The sequence below is a fragment of the Coprococcus comes ATCC 27758 genome (genome assembly GCF_025149785.1).
GTDB lineage: Bacteria > Bacillota > Clostridia > Lachnospirales > Lachnospiraceae > Allocoprococcus > Allocoprococcus comes.
The window spans coordinates 665292-689402 of record NZ_CP102277.1 but is presented as its reverse complement, the minus strand read 5'-3'; the positions used below and the strand labels follow the sequence as shown (position 1 = coordinate 689402).

General features: G+C 44.6%; 26 protein-coding genes and 1 other annotated feature. All 26 genes read right to left on the bottom strand.

Translation table 11 applies throughout. The annotated features are described in order from the left end of the window. Positions 1–37 precede the first annotated feature (37 nt). Complete coding sequence (locus NQ556_RS03665; protein WP_044999060.1) at positions 38–1672, bottom strand: Na/Pi cotransporter family protein; 1635 nt, start codon at positions 1670–1672, stop codon at positions 38–40. 148 nt (positions 1673–1820) lie between these two features. Beyond that, on the bottom strand, positions 1821–2177 hold the full coding sequence (locus NQ556_RS03660; RefSeq protein WP_022220978.1) for a SpoVA/SpoVAEb family sporulation membrane protein: 357 nt from the start codon (positions 2175–2177) through the stop codon (positions 1821–1823). Between the two features lie 13 nt (positions 2178–2190). Next, complete coding sequence (gene spoVAD / locus NQ556_RS03655) at positions 2191–3201, bottom strand: stage V sporulation protein AD (protein WP_022220979.1); 1011 nt, start codon at positions 3199–3201, stop codon at positions 2191–2193. Between the two features lie 16 nt (positions 3202–3217). Then, positions 3218–3676: a SpoVA/SpoVAEb family sporulation membrane protein gene (locus tag NQ556_RS03650; protein WP_008372960.1), complete on the bottom strand. Its 459-nt coding sequence runs from the start codon at positions 3674–3676 to the stop codon at positions 3218–3220. A gap of 12 nt (positions 3677–3688) precedes the next feature. Further along, positions 3689–4105 (bottom strand): stage V sporulation protein AB, encoded by a 417-nt coding sequence (locus tag NQ556_RS03645; RefSeq protein WP_022220980.1) that lies wholly within the window; start codon positions 4103–4105, stop codon positions 3689–3691. Next, a complete protein-coding gene (locus tag NQ556_RS03640) occupies positions 4095–4730 on the bottom strand; it encodes a stage V sporulation protein AA (RefSeq protein WP_008372957.1) in 636 nt (211 codons plus the stop codon). Before NQ556_RS03640 ends, NQ556_RS03645 begins: the two co-directional genes overlap by 11 nt. Next, positions 4714–4896 (bottom strand): hypothetical protein, encoded by a 183-nt coding sequence (locus tag NQ556_RS03635; RefSeq protein ID WP_044999057.1) that lies wholly within the window; start codon positions 4894–4896, stop codon positions 4714–4716. The genes NQ556_RS03640 and NQ556_RS03635 overlap by 17 nt, the downstream gene beginning before the upstream one ends. Before the next feature lie 74 nt (positions 4897–4970). Then, a complete protein-coding gene (sigF, locus tag NQ556_RS03630) occupies positions 4971–5690 on the bottom strand; it encodes an RNA polymerase sporulation sigma factor SigF (RefSeq protein ID WP_008372953.1) in 720 nt (239 codons plus the stop codon). Next, complete coding sequence (gene spoIIAB / locus NQ556_RS03625) at positions 5669–6139, bottom strand: anti-sigma F factor (RefSeq protein ID WP_008372952.1); 471 nt, start codon at positions 6137–6139, stop codon at positions 5669–5671. Before spoIIAB ends, sigF begins: the two co-directional genes overlap by 22 nt. Continuing rightward, on the bottom strand, positions 6139–6453 hold the full coding sequence (locus NQ556_RS03620) for an STAS domain-containing protein (protein ID WP_008372950.1): 315 nt from the start codon (positions 6451–6453) through the stop codon (positions 6139–6141). Before NQ556_RS03620 ends, spoIIAB begins: the two co-directional genes overlap by 1 nt. 193 nt (positions 6454–6646) lie before the next feature. Then, positions 6647–8017 (bottom strand): tetratricopeptide repeat protein, encoded by a 1371-nt coding sequence (locus NQ556_RS03615; RefSeq protein ID WP_008372948.1) that lies wholly within the window; start codon positions 8015–8017, stop codon positions 6647–6649. An 11-nt stretch (positions 8018–8028) separates the two neighbouring features. Further along, on the bottom strand, positions 8029–8163 hold the full coding sequence (locus NQ556_RS03610; RefSeq protein ID WP_022220983.1) for a hypothetical protein: 135 nt from the start codon (positions 8161–8163) through the stop codon (positions 8029–8031). Next, complete coding sequence (locus tag NQ556_RS03605; RefSeq protein ID WP_008372944.1) at positions 8156–9463, bottom strand: bifunctional folylpolyglutamate synthase/dihydrofolate synthase; 1308 nt, start codon at positions 9461–9463, stop codon at positions 8156–8158. The genes NQ556_RS03610 and NQ556_RS03605 overlap by 8 nt, the downstream gene beginning before the upstream one ends. A gap of 29 nt (positions 9464–9492) precedes the next feature. Beyond that, positions 9493–11700 carry an LTA synthase family protein gene (locus tag NQ556_RS03600; RefSeq protein ID WP_008372942.1) on the bottom strand — a complete coding sequence of 736 codons (2208 nt, stop codon included), beginning with the start codon at positions 11698–11700 and terminating at the stop codon, positions 9493–9495. A 182-nt stretch (positions 11701–11882) separates the two neighbouring features. After that, on the bottom strand, positions 11883–14537 hold the full coding sequence (locus NQ556_RS03595) for a valine--tRNA ligase (protein WP_055156372.1): 2655 nt from the start codon (positions 14535–14537) through the stop codon (positions 11883–11885). 74 nt (positions 14538–14611) lie between these two features. After that, positions 14612–14843 (bottom strand) — a binding site (T-box leader). 144 nt (positions 14844–14987) lie between these two features. Next, positions 14988–16259: a phosphoribosylamine--glycine ligase gene (purD, locus tag NQ556_RS03590; protein ID WP_044999055.1), complete on the bottom strand. Its 1272-nt coding sequence runs from the start codon at positions 16257–16259 to the stop codon at positions 14988–14990. Positions 16260–16275: 16 nt separating this feature from the next. Then, the gene (gene purN, locus NQ556_RS03585) at positions 16276–16902 is read right to left on the bottom strand and encodes a phosphoribosylglycinamide formyltransferase (protein ID WP_008372931.1); all 627 of its coding nucleotides are present in this window, start codon (positions 16900–16902) and stop codon (positions 16276–16278) included. Next, on the bottom strand, positions 16896–17921 hold the full coding sequence (gene purM / locus NQ556_RS03580; protein ID WP_044999102.1) for a phosphoribosylformylglycinamidine cyclo-ligase: 1026 nt from the start codon (positions 17919–17921) through the stop codon (positions 16896–16898). Before purM ends, purN begins: the two co-directional genes overlap by 7 nt. A 43-nt stretch (positions 17922–17964) precedes the next feature. Further along, positions 17965–18477, bottom strand: a complete 513-nt coding sequence (gene purE, locus NQ556_RS03575; protein WP_008372927.1) for a 5-(carboxyamino)imidazole ribonucleotide mutase — start codon at positions 18475–18477, stop codon at positions 17965–17967. A gap of 153 nt (positions 18478–18630) precedes the next feature. Continuing rightward, positions 18631–20667, bottom strand: coding sequence for an aminopeptidase (locus NQ556_RS03570; protein ID WP_008372925.1), 2037 nt, complete (start codon positions 20665–20667; stop codon positions 18631–18633). Then, positions 20668–21030, bottom strand: a complete 363-nt coding sequence (locus NQ556_RS03565; RefSeq protein WP_008372922.1) for a DUF6142 family protein — start codon at positions 21028–21030, stop codon at positions 20668–20670. Next, the gene (locus NQ556_RS03560; RefSeq protein ID WP_008372920.1) at positions 21011–21475 is read right to left on the bottom strand and encodes a VanZ family protein; all 465 of its coding nucleotides are present in this window, start codon (positions 21473–21475) and stop codon (positions 21011–21013) included. The genes NQ556_RS03565 and NQ556_RS03560 overlap by 20 nt, the downstream gene beginning before the upstream one ends. Positions 21476–21490: 15 nt before the next feature. Beyond that, entirely contained in the window at positions 21491–21643 is a 153-nt protein-coding gene (locus tag NQ556_RS03555) for a hypothetical protein (RefSeq protein WP_008372918.1), read from the bottom strand. A 12-nt stretch (positions 21644–21655) separates the two neighbouring features. Further along, positions 21656–22336 (bottom strand): orotate phosphoribosyltransferase, encoded by a 681-nt coding sequence (gene pyrE / locus NQ556_RS03550; protein ID WP_008372917.1) that lies wholly within the window; start codon positions 22334–22336, stop codon positions 21656–21658. Between the two features lie 30 nt (positions 22337–22366). Next, the gene (locus tag NQ556_RS03545) at positions 22367–23269 is read right to left on the bottom strand and encodes a dihydroorotate dehydrogenase (RefSeq protein WP_008372915.1); all 903 of its coding nucleotides are present in this window, start codon (positions 23267–23269) and stop codon (positions 22367–22369) included. After that, entirely contained in the window at positions 23269–24054 is a 786-nt protein-coding gene (locus tag NQ556_RS03540) for a dihydroorotate dehydrogenase electron transfer subunit (protein WP_195253351.1), read from the bottom strand. Before NQ556_RS03540 ends, NQ556_RS03545 begins: the two co-directional genes overlap by 1 nt. Between the last annotated feature and the right edge of the window lie 57 nt (positions 24055–24111).

Below are 24111 nucleotides of genomic sequence, written 5' to 3'. Positions count from 1 at the left end.
CCGTCAGGCCACATGCACTTTTGCATTTTCCTATCTTCTATTCCGCCAGCACTTCTTCCGCAATATTTCTGGCATGGTCGGAAATTCTTTCCAGGCATACCAGAGAATCAAGGAATACCACTCCGGCTTCTGTGTTACACTGCTGGTTGGTAAGACGCTTGATATGCTTTGCGCGGAGGGAAATCTCCAGCCCGTCTGCCTCTGTTTCTTTCTCAATGGTCTTTAACGCACTTTCGCGGTCATTGGACTCAAAGGCTTCCAACGCATACAGATAACTTGCAATGCAGACATCCAGCATCTTGTTCAGATGTTCCACTCCAACCTCAGAGAAATCCACCTGCTTTTCCAGCAGTGATTCCGCGAACTCAGAAATGTTTTCGCAGTAATCACTGATACGTTCCATATCCGACACGATCTGGAGCATATGCGCCACCTCTTCATGCTCACGTTCATTGATCTGCAGAGTCGACAGCTTGATCGCATAGGATGTGATACCGGCACTTAACCGGTCTACCTTGCTTTCTTCTTCCTTCAGGAACGCAATCTGTTCTTCTTTTCGTTCGAACATAACTTTTCTTGCAACCTCCAGAGAATCCGCAACCACATGTCCCATTCGGACAAGCTCGGAAACGGTTGACTGAATCGCGATACCAGGGGTTTCCAGCATACGGTCATCCAGAAGGACTACACTTTCATCCTGTACCTCTTCTTCCACATGTCCGATCTTCTTGGCAAGCTTGATGATCCAGTCAGAAACCGGGAACAGCAGAACGGTTGTCACAATATTGAATACCGTATGCACCATACTGATCTGTGTCTGGGTGATATTTCCATGCGCCCATGCCGGATTCACAATACTCAGATATGCAATCGCAATAATACTGAAAATGATCGTTCCGATGATATTAAAGATCAGATGCATCAACGCTGCGGTTTTCGCATTTTTCTTTGCACCCACACTGGACAGGATTGCAGTTACGCAGGTACCGATATTCTGTCCCATGATAATATAAATTGCTGCGCCAAACGGTACAAGACCTGCTGCTGCAAGGCTCTGCAGGATTCCGACCGATGCAGATGAACTCTGGATGATCGCCGTAACTGCTGCACCCGCCACAATTCCAAGCAACGGATTGTGTCCCAGTGATACGAAAATATTGCAGAATGCTGCATTATCTTTCAGTGGTTCCACCGCTGAGGACATGGATGAAATCCCGACAAATAAAAGTCCGAAACCAACCACAATACTTGCGATATCTTTTGTCGAACGCCTCTTTCCGGTCAGCATAATGATCACACCGATCATGATCGCAACCGGTGCCAGATTAGACGGACTTAAAAATTTGGCCCATTCCACACTGGATACCAGCCATCCGGTAACTGTTGTACCGATGTTCGCACCCATGATAACTCCCATCGCCTGCTGAAGGTTCATGATACCGGCATTTACAAAACCGACTACCATGACGGTCGTCGCAGATGAGCTCTGGATCACTGCGGTAATGAACGCTCCAAGCAATACGCCGAAGAACTTATTCTTTGTAAGTGCTTCAAGTAATGACTTCATCCGGTTGCCGGCAGCATTCTCCAGCCCCTGTGCCATGATCTGCATTCCATAAATGAACATACCAAGGCCTCCGACAAACGGAATAATGATACTTGTGTACTTCATAGTCGTGTTATCTCCTCTTATGTACTTTTTCTTTTTCACTCTGATTCTTATTTTACAGGCCATTTACACAGCCACGATTTCATCTTAACATCATTTTTCTCTCTGTACAATAAATTTTCTTTCGTAGTTCTGACGAAAATTATTCCCATTACCCCTTCATCTTTGGTTCAAATATCCATGATGCAATGTACCCAAAAATCAATGCGCCGCTGATTCCTGCCGCACTTGCCTTGAATCCTCCAAGAAAAATTCCGATAAATCCTTCCTTGTCGACTGCCTCTTTTACCCCGTTCCATAAAGTATTTCCAAAACCGAGCAATGGCACGCTCACGCCTGCCCCCGCATACTCCTGCAGTGGTTTAAATATCTGTACAAAACCAAGAATACAGCCAAGTACCACCAGGCTTACCATGACTCTTCCCGGCATCATTTTCGTCCGGTCAAGCAGGATCTGCGCCAGTGCACAGATGAGTCCTCCTACCCAGAATGCATTGATATAGTCCATTTTCTTTCCTCCTTTAACAATGTTCCAGCACAATTCCATGTGCAATTCCCGGAACGCTTTCTCCTTCATTGAAGCTGACCGTCGACATCAGCGCCCCCGTTGGTACAAAAAGGATCCTTTTCCACTCCCCCGATATCAGCTGTGGCATAATATATGCTGCAAGAGTGATCGCCGCGCAGCCGCAGCCGCTTCCACCGGAATTGGTATGCTGTGTCTGCTGATCGAAGATCGTCATTCCGCAGTCCATATGATTTTCTTTGATATCCAGCCCTTTCTTACGAAGCAGATCAAATAAAATCGATTGTCCCACATAGCCCAGGTCTCCGGTAATGATCCGGTCGTAATCCTTTTCACCCCTTCCAAAATCCATAAGATTCTGCAAAATCGTATCACACGCTGCCGGTGCCATACACGCTCCCATATTCTGTGAATCCTTCAGCCCATAATCCACAATTTTCCCAATCGTCACTCCACTGATCCGCACCCGGCTTTTCTTTTTTCCTACCAGAAAGGCTCCGCTTCCTGTCACTGTCCAGGTAGAAGAAAGTGGTCTCTGATTCGCATAGCCAAGTGGAAAACGAAATTCTTTTTCTGCACTTCCAAAATGACTCGATGTTGCAGCAAGCACCAGATCTCCATAGCCTGCCGCCACAGTCATTGCAGCAAGGGCAAGTGCCTCTCCGGATGTGGAACATGCGCCGAAAAGACCAAACACCGGGATCTGAAGTTCTTCTGCCCCCATCGATGTAGCAATTCCCTGTCTTAAAAGATCACCGCCAAAGAGATAGCGTACCTCCTCCGGCTGTACTCCCGCATTTTTCAATGCCAGCTTACACGCAAGCTTCTGCATTGTTCCTTCTGCAAGCTCCCAGGTTTTCTCTCCAAAAAGGTCATCCTCCGATGCAATATCAAAATATTTTCCAAGTGGTCCTTCTCCTTCTTTTTTTCCGGCAACCGATCCGGCGCTTACCAGATACGGACTTTCCGAAAATGCAATACTCTGTGTCCCTTTCATCGCATTCATGTCCATCCCTCCTTGCTCACACAATTCCGATCAGCGTCCCAATCCAGTAGAGCAGTCCCAGAACCCAGCTGGTGAAAACTCCGTACAGGATCACAGGTCCTGCGATCGTAAATATCTTGCAGCCAATTCCGAAAACCTGCCCCTCTTTTTTGTATTCAATTGCCGGCGCCGCAACGGAATTGGCAAATCCGGTGATCGGCACCAGTGCTCCCGCTCCTCCCCAGTTCGCGATCTTCGGATAGATTCCAAATCCGGTCAGCACCACACTTGCCAGGATCAGGATCAGTGAACACCAGCTTGCAGAAATATCCTTTGACATTCCCGCCTTTTCGCACGCATTTAAGATCGTCTGTCCAATCGTACAGATGATCCCGCCGGTCACGAATGCTTTTGCCATCGCAGGTCCAGGCTTCCTGACCGGTGTTTTCTCTTTTACATATGTTTCATACTCTTTTTCTTTCTCTTGTTGCTTCATTTTCTCCTCCAGTTACCATCTTTTATAGAAAAACAGAAGTGCTCCAAGGCTTTTTCCAAGCGCCATCCCAAAAATCAGCCATGGCACACATTTCAGAATTTTGATCCTCCGGATAAAAATCGGAAAAATATTCAGGATTTCCGCAAGTGCCATTGACCAGCAACCAACAAAAATTCCGGAAAAAAGTCCAAACACCGGAACGATCCATTTGCCGCCAGGCATTGCGAGCCCGTATACCCAGAAAATATTTCCAAGGATCCCACCTGCCATAATGCAGTTTTCATACAGCATGACATGCTTCCCGGTATGTGTCCGGTCTGCAAAATCTGACACTACGCCAAGTCCGATAATAAATGAAAACAGTCCTGCCGCGACTGCAAATCCGGATGCAAGACCAACCACCGCCACCAGAATCTGCCTAATCCACATCGACTTCTTTTTCCTTTCTCGCATAAGCTTCGATCAAAGTTTCCTGAATATCATTTTCATACAAACGCATTTCCACTTCCATCGGCGTCGGATCTGCTGTAAATTTCTTTCTTCCTAAATGATTGAAAAAAATCAGGATCCCTACGATCAGCCCGATGCAGTAAGTCAGCTCTATCAGGGTAAATCCATTCGATTCTTCTCCGGTAAGAAGCAGATAAATCCGGGAAAACATCTTTGTCACCGACACATCATTGTTAAATGCCATGATGGAAAATGCTGCTCCGATAAATGTGATTCCCGCAACTACAACCACTTTAATTCCCTGCCAGATAGTATTTCGTTTTTTCTCCCCTTCATAGGTAATGATCAGGTCACTTTCTCCTTCGTTCTGAATCTGTAGTCCGGGAATTTCCCGATGGATACATTCTATGATTTTCAGAACAGACACCACATATCTGTGCTGTTCTTTTTTCGGGATTTTCAGGATCCGCAGTGGTTTAATCCTGTTCATGATGGAAGAATTGCTGCATTCCATTGTCAGGATATCTCCCAATGTCACATTTGGTTCTTTCACCTCGGTATTCTTTTCCCCTTTGATATAAAGTATTTCATTTCCCGAAGACATCTGTATCCGTCCTTTCTTTTACCGGTAGCGCCTGCCAGATCAGCGTTCCTTCACTTACCTGGTCTGTCCCCCGGACATCATTATAATAGTAGATCATTCCGATCAGAACAGCTGTCAGCAGGGCACAAAGAACACAGCCCCAGATATATTTTTTTCTTCTTTCCAATCGCATCCGCCTCCTTTGTGATCTGTTTCAGATAGGAAATAGTATCCCTGTTTTTCCAGAAAACATACATCCTTTTATTCTTTTGCGTGTTCCCGCATGGTTTTCAGGATCTTTTTCTCCATCCGGGATACCTGCACCTGGGAAATTCCAAGCTCTTCGCCGATTTCTGTCTGCGTCTTATCTGCAAAATAGCGCAGATACAGAAGCTTTCTCTCGTCTTTTTTTAATTCTTTTATCAGCTCTGTAAGCAGAAGATGATCCAGGATCTTTTCTTCTGCACCGCCTGTATCTGCAATCTTTTCCAGCAGCATTACTTCATTTCCATCTTTCATACCGACCGGTCTGTGAAGCGATTCCACTTCTCCTGCTGCCTCCATCGCCATCACCAGCTCCTCTTTTTCCACACCCGTTTCTTCCGCAATTTCTTCCAGCAGCGGTTCTCTTCCAAGCTTTTCCGTGAGCGCCTCCTTTGCCTGATATGCTTTATACGCAATCTCTTTTAAGGAACGGCTGACCTTCAACATCCCGTCATCACGCAGGAAACGCTTTATTTCTCCCGTGATCATCGGAACTGCATAGGTTGAAAATTTCACATCATAGCCCAGATCAAACTTATCGATCGCTTTTAAAAGCCCGATGCTTCCGATCTGAAATAAATCCTCTGCCTCTGTGCCCCGTCCGTAAAATCTTTTCACCACACACCAGATCAGACCGGTGTTTTCCTCCACAAGCTGTGCCCTCGCATTTTCATCCCCTTCGTGAGCCCGTCTGATCAATGCGATTGTGTGGTCCATACAGCTTCCTTCTTTTCCCCTCCTGTCGTTTTCTTCATCCAAACCGTAGTCCCTTTTCCAGGCACAGATTCCACCTGTACTTCATCCATAAATGCTTCCATAAATGCAAATCCCATCCCGGACCGATCCATATCCGGCCTGGTCGTATAGAGTGGCTCCATCGCCTGCTCCACGTTTTCGATACCGATGCCCTGATCCTTCACTGTGACTAGAATGGTCTTCTTATCTTTTTCAATCCCGCACCAGACCGTGATCTTTCCGGACGTCCGTCCCTCATATCCATGAATAATACTGTTTGTCACTGCTTCGGAAACCGCTGTCTTCACGTCTGCCACTTCCTCCAGAACCGGATCCATCTGCGTCATAAACGCAGCCACTGCCACCCTTGCAAATCCCTCATTCTCCGATCTGCTGTCAAAAACTACTTCCATCTCGTTAAAATATTCCATTACATCATTCCCTCCTCATAAATCTGTATGATCTTCGTCACGCCGGACATATTCAGAATCTGCCGCATCCGTTCACTTGTATGTATCGCCCATACTTCCCCGCCAAGAAGAAAGATATGCCGGTACCGTCCCATGATCACTCCAATCCCGGAACTGTCCATAAAATTCGTTCTTCCAAAATCAAAGATCACATATTTGATATGTTGCTCCTCGATCACCTTATCCGCCTCCCGTTTGATCTCCTCCGCATTGTGATGATCCACCTCCGCCGGAAGAAAAATCGTAAGACAATTTTCTTTGATCTGATACTGCATTTTTGCTTAAACCCCTTTCTGTCTTTTTTATTTATACAAATACGCCAATAGCCTTGATGGATTTATAAAAAGAGTGCGCATTTACGGCACATAGTGCCTTTTGTTTTATAGGAAGTTCCTTCGGAATTTCCTATAAAACAAAAGAGAAAGTAACGCCTTTTTTCGCTACTTTCTCTTTTGTGCCTTTTATATTTTATTGTCCCTGGGTGCCTGTTCCACCGGAAGTATTCTCCGAAGTTCCATCTGATCCCATTGCATCCAGTGCGCTCTGTGCCGAATATGCTGCCTGTGTTCCCGGATAATCGGTCGCTGCTTTTTCGTAATTGCTCTTTGCATTGTCCTTATCACCTTTACCGGCATACGCGTCTCCAAGAAGCTTGTACACACCACCATCACTATAAGAGTCATCCATCTTCTGGATCTTTTCAAGATCCGAAATGGCATCATCATAATTTCCACTCTGCACTTCATACTGCGCGGTCGAATACAGGCTCACACATACTCGCGGGAAGACGGAACCGGAGATCGAATCGTAGATTTTCTGTCCCTCTTCTCCCAACGAATCCCTGTTCAGTCCAAGCAACGTATCTGCCATATCCGCATTGCTCGTTGTTCCGCCATAATACTGCTGATATACCTTGATCAGGGCATCATAGCTGTCCTGTGTGGATGCGGCGGTCTGCTTTGCCGATTCTACCTCATCACTGCTGTTACGGTATCCCTCCAGTTCATCCTTAAGCGTCTGGATCTGTGTCTTCTGTGAAGCTATCTGCTCGCTTAGTGCAATGACATTCCGGTTTTTTGTAGACGACTTTGTCTGGTTTACCGCCGGAGCGATCAGGAACCACACCACTGCCGCTCCAACCACCATACCGATCAGAATATTGACAACTGTCATCACTGCCGCATTGTCTCGCAGTGTTGCTGCAGGCTGGATGATCGTCTCATTTCCCAGATTGTATGTGACAACCGACTGTCTGCCATGCTTTTCCTCTTTAATATGTGCAACCTGCCGATTCCGCTGACGGTTCAGCTCATGCATATACCGGAGCGTAATATCATTCGTCACATCCAGCTTGAGTGCCGTCTTCAGGCTCTGTCTTGCTTTGGAATACTGTCCGGAATGCATATAAAGAAGTGCCAGAAGCTGATATGCCTTCAGGAAAGACGGATGTGCCACAACCACCTTTTTCAGCTGGATGATCGCAAGATCTTCTCCATTCTGTCTGCAGTATCCAAGACACTGGTTGTATTTGTGAACTGCCTGATTCACTTTCTCCAGCTCACTTGGATTATCCTGAACCTTACTGATATAGTAGCTGGCAATATTCTCTGAAGCCCTGAAGTTTTTACTGATGATCCACTCTACAAGAGCCTCCGCTACTTCTCCACGTCCATAATAGACAAGTCCGAGAAGATTCCTCGCTGTGATATTTTCTCTGTTAAACTGCAAACTTCTTTTTAACGACACAATTGCCCCGGACAGATCCCGGATCTGCGCTTTCTTCAGTCCATCATTGTACCAGTAGTTCGACTGGTACTCGAGTTTCTGCTTATAGTCCATCAAAATCTCCCCTATTTTTTCTGATCCATCATCTCTCTTAAGATATCTGTCATATCAGACAGATCCTCCTGATATACTGCATTCTCGATATCTTCTACTTCCAGACTTGGTTTGAACTTCTTAAGTTCTTCTTCAAAATTAAGCATCTTCTCCTCCTATCAGTTCTTTTAACTCCCCTACCAGATAGAGCGACCCCAGACAGTAAAGTTTCCCTTCGCTGCCCTTTTCATTCAATGCACGTGTAAATGCATCAGCAAGCGTGTCCTCCCGATAGACCGGTCTGTCTGTATACTTCCGGAACAACGCGGCAAGTGTATCTGCCTGCGCTCCCCTTTTATTGTCTACTTTGGCAATGACATAAGCATCTGCTTTCGATTCTTTGCATAAAAGCTCGATCATATGACTGTAATCCTTATCTGCAACGGCTGAAAAAAGGATTATCAGTGGATGGATTTCCCCTTCCGCCTCTCTTTGCAGCCGGATACTCTTTGTAAATTCACGGATTGCCGCAAGATTATGCGCCCCGTCAAAGATAACTCCGGGAAGAACCTCTTCCATTCTTCCCTGCCATTTAACAGATGCAACTACCTTCTGCCATTTGCAGATTTCTGCCTTGTCGCCAAATGTATATCTCATCGCCCGGATTGCAAGTGCTGCGTTCATCACCTGATAGATTCCGGTGCTGGCCACCTGCCATACGGTATTATTATCATACTCATCCAAAATAGAAAAAGCAATATGTTTGTCTGTAATTTCTTGAATTTTCAACGCATCTTTTTCCATTTTATACCACGGTGCTTCTACATTTTCGGCAGTTTCTTCTATAACCCGACTACTTCTTTCATCAGAGCCGTCAAAAAATACCGGTACGCCTTTTTTGATGATTCCGGCTTTTTCTCCCGCAATCTTTTCAATCGTATCTCCAAGGATCTCTGTGTGATCCAGTCCGATCGATGTGATCACGCTCAGGAACGGATGCTCGAAGGAATTAGTCGCATCCAGCCTTCCTCCAAGTCCTGTCTCCAGTACAATATACTCTGCATCATTCTCTTCAAATGCAAGCATACCCATTCCATACAGGAATTCAAAATAAGAAGGATGTTCCAGCCCTTCCTTTTCCAGTTCTTCTGCCACCTGCCGCACCTTTGCAAAAATCCGGCAGAAGGTATCATCGTCAATATCTTTTCCATTGATCCGGATCCGCTCGTTGAGCTTCACCAGATGTGGTGATGTAAAAAATCCGACACGCTTTCCCTCAAAAAGAAGAATCGCCTGCATATATGCGCAGACGCTTCCCTTTCCGTTCGTCCCTGCCACATGAAGAACCTTTCTTCCCTGGCAGGGATTCCCCAATCTTCTCATAAATTCACGGGTATGCAAAAGCGTATGCTTCTTTGTAAATTTTGGTATGTCCTCTATATATCGGACTACTTCTTCATACTTCACAATCTTTCCCGTCTTTCTTAAGCGGAACTCTACTGCTGCCCGCTCTTTTCTTCTTTATTATTCTGATCCTGCTGTTCTCCGGACTGTCCGGCATTTTCTGTCTTCTGCTGATCGCCGTCCGTCTTTGCAGAATTCTTCTGTTCTTTTACTTCATCTGTATATTCCAGGATTTTTCCATCCATGTAAATATATTCTCTTGAAGTCCTGAAGATGGTATTGCTTGATCCGACCTGGCTGACCGTAATGATGTCTCCATCCTTCAGCTTACTGTCCGGAAGTTCGATCCTTGTATTATTGAGGAAAGTAGATTCCTGCTTTTCATCATTGATGTAAACCTTGCTCCATTTAGTAAAGTTTGTTCCGTAGAGGCTATAGGTCTCATCCAGATTTTCTACAAGATCCGTGAGCGTAACCTCCTTGATCCCCATCTGCATATGGCCTTCTGTGATCGGCGGCTTACCATTGTATACATACTGGTCTCCATACAGAATATCATACTGTAACAGCTCCAGATCCTTCAGATAATCCTTTGTCTGGCGTCTCTGCTGGTGATAGTTGAATACCGTACCGGAATGTAATCCCAGGCGGTCCATCACATCCGCCATGATCTGGTAGGACGGAATGTTCCGGTCCTCTTTCTGAAGTCCAAGATTGTCCCAGATCACATAATTTGTATTGTACAGATAACGGTTCTTCATATCCTTTGCTTCCAGTCCCATTGTCGGCAGATGGTCACCATAGAATACAACCACAGTCGGCTCACCGCGTTCTTCCATCATTTTTACCAGATTACCGGCAAACTGATCCATCTCATATACCTGGTTCACATAGTATTCCCAGGCATTGTTCTTCTCTTCTGTCGGTGCTCCTGTTACGGTGATCTTCGGGTTCTCAATCACCTTTTCTGTCGGATAATTTCCATGTCCCTGTACACTGACTGTAAATACAAAATCCTCCTGCTCGGTAGAGTCCAGAGCGTCTTTGATGTGCGTCAGAAGAATATCATCCTTCGACCATCCATTCTCTGTTGTCTGGAGAATATTCATAAACTCTTTACTTGTAAAGCTGTCAAAACCAATATTGTTAAATACCTTCGCACGGCTGTAGAAATTACCACCGTTGTTGTGAATCGCATGGGTTCCGTAACCGAATGCAGAAAATGCAGTTGCTGCACTTTCACATACCTGATTCTTAAGCTTTGTCTTATAAGGATACTCGCCCGGTCCGAAATAACGCAGGTTCATACCTGTCAGCACTTCAAATTCTGTATTGGCTGTTCCGGCCCCTACCGAAGGAACCTTAAAATATCCGGAAGAATAATTTTCAAACATCTTGCGCAGATTCGGAATCGGATCCTCTGACATCTGCAGATCCTCATATTCAATAGGATCAAAGAAAGATTCCAGCTGTACAAACAAGACATTCGGTCTCACACCATTGTCGGATGTGCTCTCTGTCATCTCTCTATTATCCGTGATCTTCTCGATCGTGTCTTTGTTATAATCATTCGGTTCTGAAATACCTGTATTAAAAAGGCTGGCCGAGAAACAATACGGAAGTCCGTAATCCTGATAAGCAAATGCGATATTTCCAAAGTAAGTAGAAATAATCCTCTTATCTACAGCAACATTTGTCAGTACAGAATATCCAAAAAACGCTGCAACAACAATAATCAGCATCGGGATCCTGTGCATCTTTCCTTCATACTGTCCGGCACGTCTCCACATGGCAACCAGCCAGATGAGCAGTGCCGGAACACCAATTCCCATCATCACAAGCTCTGCCACCGAGAAATAGTTTGTAAACAGTGACAGTCCTTCTGTAAATGTCTTTAGATCCTGTGCATTAAACGGCGTAACACGCTTTGCCAGCATCACTCCGTTGACAACACCCAGAAAGAGCCACAATGCACTGATGATCAGTCGTGTAAACACCCGGCGCCGCACCAGATAAGCGATTAAAAGTGTAACGAAAATCATTCCGGCATTGTACAAAAATACCAGCGGTGTTCCTGTCATATACTGCCAAGCTGCAATTGCAGAATGTCTGGACAGTGCTTCAATGATAAAGTTAATGATACAAGCCCACAGTGCCTGAAGCGGCAAAGAGAACCGGTTCATTATCTTATAGTACGGTGCCATCTTTTTTGCGAATTTGCTGTTTCGCCGCTTTTCAAGAATCTGCTGTCTTCGCTCATGCTGCTTTTTTAAATGCGCCTTTATATCTCCTGGCTTCATATTCTTCAGCTTCTGCCATTTTCCTTTCAGATCCGGTTTTTTCCACTGAATCTTTTTAAAATGAATTTCCTTCATCGTCTTTTAACCCCTTACGTGTTTCTGTACCGTCAGGCGCAGTTTATGCTGCGCCTGACGGTATATCCGGCTAAAAAAGAATATGCCTTAGTACTTTCCTGCAGTGATTATCTTCCTGCCTTTAAAGCCTCCAGACGTTCTTTCACCTGTTCCATCATCTGTGTATACTTTTCAAGCTTTGCTTTTTCTTCATCAACCTTTGCCTGTGGTGCTTTGCTGACGAATTTTTCATTTGAAAGCATTCCCTTTGCACGGTTGATTTCTTTTGTAAGCTTTTCTTCTTCTTTTGTCAGACGCTCGATTTCCTGTTCGAAGTCAATCAGCTCTTCCAGTGGTACATATACAGAAGCATCCGGTACTACGATCGATACGGCATCATCCGCAATACCTGCCTTATCAGCCTGGACAGCAAGTTCAGAAGCACTCATAAGCGGGCATGCGCATGTTGTCAGCTCTTCGAATCCTTCACAGAGCTTCTCATCTTCGCATACTACATAAACCTTTGCTTTACGGCTCGGCGGTACATTCATTTCTGCCCGCGCATTTCTGACACCACGGATAACTTCTTTCATATGATCTGTTATATTTTCAGCGTCTGCATAGCACCAGTCTTCGCTAAACTGCGGCCAGTCTGACATCATCAGAGATTTTTCCTCCGGTACCAGTGCGCTGTAGATTTCTTCTGTTACAAATGGCATAAATGGATGTAACATCTTCAGTGCATTACCAAGAACCGTCTTCAGTGTCCAAAGTGCTGCATTGGCGCTCTTATAATTTTCATCAGAATGGTAGATCCTGTATTTTACAAGCTCAATGTACCAGTCACAGAATTCATCCCAGATAAAGTCATATACTTTCTGTACTGCAATACCCAGTTCAAATTTATCCATGTTCTCAGTTACATCTTTTGCAAGTGTATTTACCTTGGATAAAATCCATTTATCGGTTACTTCAAAGTCTGCCTCATCCGGTTTGGAAATTACCTTATCTTCCATGTTCATCATGATAAATCTGGATGCATTCCATACCTTATTGGCAAAGTTACGGCTGGATTCTACACGTTCGTTGTAGAAACGCATATCATTTCCTGGTGCATTTCCTGTGATCAGAGTCAGACGGAGTGCATCTGCACCGTACTCATCAATGACCTCCAGCGGATCGATACCATTTCCAAGAGATTTACTCATCTTACGTCCCTGGGAATCCCTTACCAGTCCATGGATCAGAACAGTATGGAACGGTGCTTTTCCAGTATGTGCATATCCGGAGAATACCATACGGATTACCCAGAAGAAAATAATATCATAACCGGTTACCAGTACATCTGTCGGATAGAAATACTTGAAGTCCTCTGTCTCTTCCGGCCATCCAAGTGTTGAGAACGGCCACAGTGCTGAACTGAACCAGGTATCCAGTGTATCTTCATCCTGTGTCAGATGTGTGCATCCGCAATGCGGGCATTTTTCCGGCATCTCACGTGCAACAACCACTTCTCCACATTCATCACAATAGTAGGCCGGAATTCTGTGTCCCCACCAGATCTGACGTGAAATACACCAGTCACGGATATTTTCCAGCCAGTTCAGGTAGATCTTACCAAAACGTTCCGGTACGAATTTTAATTCGCCGGTCTTGATCGCATTGATCGCCGGTTTGGCAAGCTCATCCATCTTAACAAACCACTGTGGTTTAATCATCGGTTCAACGGTTGTCTTACATCTGTCATGTGTTCCAACGTTGTGTACATGTTCTTCGATGCTTACAAGGTATCCTTCTTTTTCCAGATCTTCTACGATTGCTTTTCTTGCTTCGTAGCGATCCATTCCGGAATATCTTCCGTATCCTTCTACGATGGTAGCATCATCATTCAGGATATTGATTTCCGGAAGATTATGTCTCTTTCCTACTTCAAAGTCATTCGGGTCATGTGCCGGTGTGATCTTAACCGCACCTGTTCCGAATTCTTTATCAACGTAAGCGTCTGCCACGATCGGGATTTCTCTTCCAACTAACGGAAGGATGACATTCTTTCCTACGATATCTTTGTACCTGTCATCGTCCGGGTGTACGGCGATTGCTGTATCTCCAAGCAGAGTTTCCGGACGTGTAGTTGCGATCTCAAGGAAACGTTCTGTTCCTACGATCGGGTACTTGATGTGCCAGAAATGTCCTGCCTGTTCCTCATGCTCAACTTCTGCGTCAGAAAGGGAAGTCTTACATACCGGACACCAGTTGATGATTCTGGAACCTTTGTAGATAAATCCTTTTTCGTGAAGACGAAGGAATACTTCTTTGACCGCATTCGAGCATCCTTCATCCATGGTGAAACGTTCTCTGTCCCAGTCACAGGATACACCAAGCTTTTTCAGCTGACCTTCGATGGTTCCTGCGTACTCTTCTTTCCACTGCCAGGTTCTCTTAAGGAATCCTTCTCTTCCGAGTTCTTTCTTATCAATTCCCTCTGCCTTTAACTGGTTTGTAACCTTTACTTCTGTTGAAATTGCAGCGTGGTCTGTTCCCGGGATCCACAGTGCATTATATCCCTGCATTCTCTTGTAACGGATCAGGATATCCTGAAGTGTATTATCGAGAGCATGTCCCATATGCAGCTTACCGGTGATATTCGGTGGCGGCATTACCGTTGTAAATGGTTTCTTACTCCTGTCAACTTCAGCGTGAAAATACTTTTCTTCACACCATTTTTCATAAAGTTTCGCTTCAATCTCTTTCGGATTGTAGGTCTTTTCAAGATTCTTACTCATTGTTTCCTCCTCTTATAAGTCCACCGCGCACTTTTGCTCTCTCTATAAAGAATAAAAAAAGCCCTTTACAATATGTAAAGGGCGTGTATAAACGCGGTACCACCTTTGTTCCACGAAATAAATCCATCTCGTATCTCTCACAGTTCTATAACGGAAACCACCCCGTGATATCCTACTCGCCCTTTTTCAGATACCCGGCTCCAAAGCTACCTTCTGCAACCACTTCCCGTAAACCGTCTCTCAGCCTGTGAACGGTTCTCTCTTCTTCGGACCAGTCTGCATACTCCTCTTTCTCATTGCCTTTTCCCATAACTATTGATAATCATAGTATTCAAAGTCCGATTTGTCAAGAAGTTCATGAAATCTTTAGAACTTCTTAAAGATTAAATTTTTCACTTAACTCAAAAAAGGCGAAATCCCTCTGAATAAGAAAGATCCCGCCCTAAATTCCTAAGCCTCGTCAATCGCTTTTCCGATATCGTGGCGCATATATTTGTTATCAAATTTAACCCATTCGGTTGCTTTGTAAGCATTGGCACGGGCCTCTTTGAGCGTTGCTCCTTTGGCTGTCACGCCGAGGACACGTCCTCCGTTTGTCACGATCTGGTCTCCGTCGAATTTGGTTCCGGCATGGAAGCAATAGTATCCTTCATGCTTCTTGAACTCGTCAAGACCTGTGATCGGAAGTCCTTTTTCATAAGCGACCGGATAACCGTCAGATGCAAGTACCACACAAACTGCTGCATTGTCTTCAAACTGAAGATCTACCTGATCCAGTGTTCCGTCGATACAGGCTTCGATCACATCGATCAGATCATTCTTCATACGCGGAAGAACAACCTGTGCCTCAGGATCTCCGAATCTGGCATTGTATTCCAGAACCTTCGGTCCGTCTTCGGTAAGCATCAGTCCGAAGAAGATGATCCCCTTGAACTCTCTTCCCTCTGCTGCCATTGCATCTACCGTCTTCTGGTACACATATTTTCGGCAGAATTCGTCAACTTCTTTTGTATAGAAAGGACTCGGTGAGAAAGTTCCCATACCACCGGTATTCAATCCCTGGTCTCCGTCTTTGGCTCTCTTGTGATCCTGCGCGCTTGTCATAGTCTTGATGGTCTTTCCATCCACAAAGGAAAGAACAGAAACCTCACGTCCTGTCATGAATTCTTCTACAACCATGGTATTACCGGATGCACCGAATTTCTTGTCCAGCATAATCTCTTTCACGCCGGCTTTTGCTTCTTCCAACGTATTACAGATCAGTACACCTTTTCCAAGTGCCAGACCATCTGCCTTCAGAACGATCGGAAATTTGGCTGTCTCCAGATAAGCCAGCGCTTCGTCTGCATTGTCAAAGTTCTCATATGCTGCGGTCGGGATGTCATATTTTTTCATCAGATCTTTTGAAAATGCCTTGCTTCCCTCCAGGATTGCTGCATTTTTTCTTGGTCCGAATGCGCGGATCCCGGCTTTTTCAAATTCATCTATAAGGCCGCCAACCAGCGGATCATCCATTCCTACGATTGCCAGATCGATCGCTTTTTCCTTTGCAAATGTAACCAGCTTGTCAAATTCCATCGCACCAATCGGTACGCATTCTGCAAGCTCTGCAATCCCGGCATTTCCCGGTGCACAGTACATCTTCTCTACCTTGCTGCTCTTTGCTACACAATATGCAATTGCGTGTTCTCTTCCGCCACCGCCTACGATCAATACTTTCATTGGTGCTCCTCCTTCTCTAACGGGCAATTGACACTCTGCCATCTTTTACTGTTACTTTTCCATTTGCGATCAGGTCGATCGCATGTGGAAGGATCTTCCACTCCGCCTGCTCCATCACACGTCTCTGCAGAACCTCCGGTGTATCGCCTTCTTCTACTTCAACAGCCTTCTGGAGAATGATCGGACCGGTATCCGTTCCTTCGTCTACAAAATGTACGGTTGCTCCAACCACCTTTACCCCTCTGGCAAGTGCTGCCTCATGAACCTTCAGTCCATAATATCCCGTTCCGCAGAACGACGGAATCAGAGATGGATGGATATTGATGATCTTATTCCGGTATCTGCTGATCATTTCTTCCGGGATCACAACCAAAAATCCCGCCAGAACGATCAGATCCGGTTTCAGTTCGTCTACCTTTTCAAGAAAAACTTTGTTAAACTCTTCTCTTGTCTCAAAATCCTTCGGCGAAACGCACTGTGCCGGGATCTGATGATTCCCGGCTCTTTTGAGTGCATATGCGTTCTTATTATTGCTGATGACACCGACCAACTCTGTATTGGTGATCGTGCCATTTTCCACTGCATCAATGATTGCCTGCAGATTGGTTCCGCCTCCGGATACAAGTACAGCAACTCTTAACATAAAGTAACTCCTTTTTCTCCTGCTTCTACATAACCAACCACAAATGCTTCATCTCCAGCTTCTTTCATTGCCTTAATTGTAGCATCTACATCCTTTTCATCGACAGCGACAACCATACCGATACCCATATTGAAGGTATTGTACATCATCTCTTCTGCAATGTTGCCAGTCTTTGCGATCAGGTTAAAGATTGCAGGGATTTCATAGCTGTCCTTCTTTACCACTGCACGGATTCCTTCCGGAAGCATTCTCGGAATATTTTCATAGAATCCACCGCCTGTGATATGGCTGCATCCTTTGACTCTTACACCGGCTTCTTTTACGTTCTTCAGTGCTTTTACATAAATTCTGGTCGGAGCAAGAAGTGCTTCGCCAAGTGTCTTTCCTAATTCATCATAGTATGTATTTAAAGATTCTTCTGTAATGTCGAATACCTTACGAACCAGTGAAAATCCATTGCTGTGAACCCCTGTAGACGGCATTGCAACAAGTACATCACCTGGCTTAATATTAGAACCGTCGATAATGTCTTTCTTATCTACAACTCCGACTGCAAAACCTGCAAGGTCGTAATCATTCTCCGGCATCAGTCCCGGATGTTCTGCTGTCTCTCCACCTACAAGTGCACATCCTGACTGCTTGCAGCCCTCTGCCACACCGCTTACGATCGTAGCGATCTTTTCCGGGTAATTCTTGCCACAGGCAATATAATCCAGGAAGAATAACGGTTCTCCACCAGAGCATGCGATATCATTCACACACATGGCAACGGCATCAATACCGATTGTATCATGCTTGTCCATTACAAATGCAAGCTTCACCTTTGTTCCACATCCATCTGTTCCGGAAAGAAGTACTGGTTCTTCCATATTCTTAATTCCACTTAAATCAAATGCACCTGCAAAACCGCCAAGCCCTCCTAACACTTCCGGTCTCATGGTTTCTTTTACATGCTTTTTCATAAGTTCTACTGATTTATATCCTGCCTCGATATCTACGCCGGCTGTCTTATAATCCAACATTTTCTATATCCTCCTGGTATTTTCACTGACATCTGTATGCCTACATCTGCTTGATATATTCTTTGTGTCCGATTTTTTCAAGCTTTTCTGCTTTTTTCTGGACGGTTTCTTTCATTTCTGCAGTGTAATCCTTCAATTTCTGAAGAAGCTCAGGATCTGAGGTTGCAAGAATCTTTGCAGCCAGAATAGCTGCGTTTGCTCCGCCATCGATCGCAACTGTGGCAACCGGGATTCCAGGCGGCATCTGAACGATTGAATAGAGTGCGTCGACACCCTCCAGATTCTTCCCTGACATTGGGATTCCGATAACCGGCATCGGGAAAATTGCTGCACACATTCCTGGAAGATGTGCTGCCATACCTGCACCTGCAATAATTACTTTGAAGTCTTTTGCTTCTGCAGACTTCGCATATTCATAGAATACATCAGGCTCACGGTGTGCCGAGATGATCGTCATCTCATAATCGATTCCAAACTTTTCCAGCATGTCGGCAGCTTTTCCCATTACTTTCATATCTGAGTCGCTGCCCATTACGATTCCAACTTTTGGCATAATGATCTCCTTTTCTTTTATCTATAAGTATTTTAATAAATAGCTAACCACTTATAAGTTATTTTACTAAGTCTGTTGCGGTATGTCAACCGTTACTTATCTGACCATTATTTAATTTTACTTATTGGTATTATTGAAAATCCATAACTAATACTAATTCAGAGGTTCATTGAGGATCTCTGTTCCCGGAAGAACAAACCGTCCATCACGGATAATTTCTGTCTCTGTTCCGTCTTTCGCCACTACAACAATGCTTCCCAGCTCATCATAAGGGATGGTGATATCGGTATGGCACTGGAAATATGCTTTCGACGGATCCTCTTTTCTCAAGATCGATATGCTGTTGTCTCTTGCAATAATCTCTTTTCCATCCGGATTGTAAACCTTTACATCCTCTGCCCAGCTGTAGCAGGTATCCCCTACTGCAAAATGCGGTCCCGTCTTTTCAGCGATCAGAATCGTATATTTATCTGCAATATCATATTTCTTCGCAACCGCATAAGCTGTGGTATTGGTTCCGATCGCAAACTCGCCGATCGGAAGTGTCTGATGATTGTGCAGAATATTATCGAAAATATATTTTTTATTTTCTTCTTCTGAATCAAAATTGGTGCAGGTATACTCTGTGATCTTTCCTTCTTTAAAACTGATCTTCAGATTGTAATACGGAAGTCCGTGAAGGAATACCTTGCTCACAAAAAGGGTACCTTCTGTTCCTTCCAGTACCGGGGAAGTGAACACCTCACCTACCGGGATATTGACATCGGCAACACAGTTTTCAAAGATCGTCTCTTTTGTCGGATCGGCAAGCGGATGAAGCATCACTTTCAGATCCGTCTGGTTTTCGCCTGAGCCTGTTACTTTTACATACTCTCCTTTATCCAGTGCATCGATCATTGTCTGCTGCACCTTCTGGTAAAGCTTGTAATCCAGAGTATTGATCTTGATCGTTTCATCAAAGATCTCATGATACTGCTCTCCGATTTCCGGAACCGGCCAGGAAATGATCGTAAAGCTTCTCTCATCTCCCGGAAGATATTCATTGGTCAGACGTCCGGCCCTTCCATTCATCGCAACCAGAAGCTCTTCCTGCTTTTCGCTTAATTTAACTGCCTCTGGTTTAGCCTGCGGAACAAAAGTCTTTTCTCCGAAAATGTCGATCACTGCCGGTCCTGCATAGCCTGCTGCAATCTCTTTATTCTGCTCGTAAGTGGTACGCATCACTTCCAGCTTTCGCTCTACATACTGTTTATCCATCACAAGCCCGATATCATCTCTGTGGTCATAGACATACTGCTTGTTGCCGGAAATATTGAAAAATCCGATCTGGCTGTTACGTCCTCTTGTGATCACGCTGTGACTTGTCCGGAAAATACTCGGCTTTAATCCCATTTTGGCAAAATTCTCAATGGCTTTTTTTACGATCCGTTCAAATCCCATTGCATAGTAAATGTTGACTACAGATTTTTTTGACAGGTCTTTTCCGGTATTTACAAAACCAATCCTGTATCCTTCACTGAAGGTATCTGCCATCTTATCAATCTTCTCCTGTGGAAGTGAATTTAAGTATGCGGCTGTCTCTCTTTCATTTACCCCCACATATTCTCCCATACGGTAGAGATAACGCAGATCGGAAAGATCTTCATTCATGATCATATTCACAATGAAGCATCCTCTTTCCGGATCGATCTGGTCTTTGATGCGGTCTGCCGCAAATACATCGCAGTAATCACTTGCATACCAGTAAAAGATTTCCTTCAGGCTTTCCAGCTGCGGCTGCTTTTCTTCTTCAAATTTGTTGTAGATTTCAATCAAAAGCTCTGCTCCGATCACAACATACTCCATACGCTGTTCCTGAACATAAGAAATGCCTCCGCGGATCTCGGTGTAAACCGCAGACAAAAAGCTTCCCAGTTCTCCTCCCAGCACCAAAACCGCATAAGCCGGATTTGCATAAGATTTCTCATAGTTTGCTTCCAGTTCGTCTGCATAAAGATCCTTCATCTCTTCCTGCAGCTCTTCTTCTGACATCTCTTTCTGCTTTCCGCTTTCCACATTCCGTTTCAGCTCATCAAGCTTTAAAATAAACCGAGCCACATGCTGGAAATATTCCCGATATGGCTCTGCTACTGTTTTTTCTTCTATTATTGCTTTCATTCTGTCAATTGCCAGATTATATCTTTCTTCCATTTATACACATCCTCTTATAAATACTAAGATCAGGGCAAGTAAAATAAGTCCGTTTACAACAATTCCGATCTTGCAGGTCAGATAATTTTTATCTCTTTCTTTAAATCCTTTTACACCCGTTACAATACCGATGCAGGCAAGAATCATATCGAAAACCCCAAAGCTTCCTACCATTGCTGCTGATTTCCCTTTATTCATAAATGCCATTACAATCAATCCCGCTATCACTGCCGTAACAAGTACTGCCATCACACAGGACCAGATTCCCTTGCGGGAATGTTTTCTTTTTATCTGACCATACTTCCGGCTTCTTTTATTTCGATCTCTTTCGCGTGCTCTTTTTTTATCTCTCCTGCTTCGCATCGTGCCATCTCCTTATCATATTACAAATCGCGAAGACGATATACCCGATCACACCGCCAAGGGTGTTGAGCAGCATATCATCCACATCAAAACTCCCCACTCTTGTTACCAGCTGAAAGCACTCCACAAAGAAGCTCACTCCAAAACTGTAGAAAAGGGTAAGAAAAAAGCTACGATACCGGCTTGCCATCGGCATAAAAAATCCAAATGGTATGAAAATCAGGACATTTCCGAACAGATTTGCATAAGATACCCATCCCAAAACATCTCGATACAGCCAAAATCTTTTTATTTCACAGAAAAGAACCAGGTTATAATGATATTCCCCGGTTCCTTCCCGTCCATACCAGTCAGAAAAAATCAGAAAGTAAAATAAAAATCCAATATACAGGACAAATAAAATCTTCCCAAGAACCCGAAGTCTTTTTCTGTTCTTTGCTTTCAACTTAAAGCGCCCTTCCTAAAATGTCAGTCCCTTTTTCGCACCAAGCAGCTTTCCACCGCTGACAAGCAAAATGATCCCGGTTGTCACACCAACAACAATAGAAATAATTCCGATCGCAATATTGGCACCGCCGGCAAGTCCCATCACCTTATATGTCTTTTCTGTCACTGTAACTCCTCCTTATTTTGCACCATACTGCTCATAGTATGCGTCGATTGCAGCCTTGATCTTGTCATCGATAACAATTTCACCATTGCATGGTTTGTTGTACAGATGCTCTACTACATCCTTCATGGTTACGATTGCATTAGTTTCAAATCCGTAAAGATCCTTTACTTCATCGAGTGCGCATTTCACACCGCCTTTTCCTACTTCCATACGGTCAAGGGATACCATCAGTCCAACAATTGTTACATCAGCGGCTCCTCTTACCTTCGGTACAGTCTCTTCCATGGATTTGCCGGATGTGGTAACATCTTCGATCATAACCACGCGGTCTCCGTCCTGAAGCTTGCTTCCGAGGAAGCTTCCCTTATCTGCTCCGTGATCTTTTTCTTCTTTACGGTCTGAGCAGTAACGGATCTCTTTTCCGTATAATTCACTGTAAGCGATCGCGGTTACAACTCCAAGCGGGATTCCTTTGTAAGCAGGTCCGAATAATACATCAAAATCATCCCCGTATTTGTCATGGATTGCTTTTGCGTAATATTCACCGAGTCTTTTGAGCTGTGATCCTGTCACATAAGCTCCTGCATTCATGAAGAAAGGGGACTTTCTTCCGCTTTTCAGTGTAAATTCTCCAAATTTAAGCACGTGGCTTTCTACCATAAAATCAATAAATTCCTGTTTGTAGCTTTCCATTTTATTTATCCTCCATCTCTTATCTGTTCTTTATTTTACAATTCCAACCATATCTTTCACAGACTCAAAGCCATTCTTCTTCATGTAGGCTTCAATTCCATCGATCACTTCCATCGTCACTGCCGGATTGTGAAAGTTGGCTGTTCCTACGGATACGGCACTTGCTCCTGCAAGAAGGAATTCGATCGCATCTTCTGCGCAGGAAATACCGCCCATCCCAATGATTGGGATGTTCACTGCCTGTGCTACCTGATATACCATGCGAACAGCGATCGGTTTGACGATCGGTCCTGATACACCTCCGGTCTTATTTGCCACCGCAAATGTCTTACGATTGATATCAATCTTCATACCGGTCAGGGTATTGATCAGGGAAACTGCGTCCGCACCGCCTGCTTCTGCCGCTTTTGCTATCTCAGTAATATCGGTTACATTCGGTGTCAACTTCATGATGATCGGCTGCTTTGCGATCTTCTTGATCTGTCCGGTCAGCTCTTCTACATGCTTTGCATCCTGTCCGAAAGCAAGGAATCCTGCATTGACATTCGGGCAGGAAATGTTGATTTCCATCATATCGATCGGTTCATCCGCAAGGCGTTCTACCACTTCAAGATACTCTTCCGGTGCATGTCCGCAGACATTCACAATGATCTTGGTATCATAGTTTTTCAGATACGGAATATCTCTTTTACAGAACAGATCGATTCCCGGATTCTGAAGTCCTATGGCGTTCATCATTCCGCCGTAAACCTCGGCTACACGCGGAGTCGGATTGCCCGGCCACGGTACATTTGCCACACCTTTTGTTGTCACAGCTCCAAGCTTGTTCAGATCTACAAATTCAGAAAACTCTTCTCCTGATCCGAAGGTTCCTGATGCCACTGTTACCGGATTCTTCCATTCTACTCCGGCAATATTTACACGCATATCCATTAAATTTCCACCTCCGTAGAAAGAAATACCGGTCCGTCTTTACAGATACGTTTGTTGTGCACATTGCTGTGCGCATCCTTTTCCTTTGACTTGCACACGCACGCAAGACAGGCACCGATTCCACATGCCATTCTCTCTTCCAGAGAAATATAGCATTCGATTCCGTTTGTTTCTGCATACTGTTTGATCGCACGGAGCATCGGAGTTGGTCCACAGGCATAGATCATATCTGCTTCCAGCGCATTCTCACGGATTGCATCCATGACATTTCCTTTTGTTCCGACACTGCCATCTTCGGTTGAAATATAAAGCTCTCCTGCCTGTTCAAATTCTTCTTTCAGGAAGGTATGTGCATCACGGTATCCAACCACAATCTGCTTTTTCTCACATTTCATCTGTTTTGCAAGCTCCAGGATCGGCGGCACACCGATTCCTCCTCCCATCAGAAATACCTTCTTTCCTTCGGCCTTCTCAAATGGGAATCCATTACCAAGTGGTCCGATCACCGGAATGGTATCTCCTGCCTTCATCTGTGAAAATTCTTCTGTTCCGGTTTTTTCCCCTGTTACACGGTAAACCACACGAAGTTTTCCACCTTCTTTATCAATCTCACAGATACTGATCGGGCGTGGAAGAAGCTTGCTTCCATCATTGGTATACATGGAAATAAACTGCCCCGGTCTTGCACTCCCTGCTGCTTCTGTCTGGATCCACATACTGAAGATTCCATCAGCAAGCTGCTCCTGCGATACAACCTTTGCCTGTTCTTTTTTCTTTGTAGTCATCTTCTATTCTCCTATAATCCGGATTTGCCGGTATGTCAGAAGCTTCTGTCACACCGG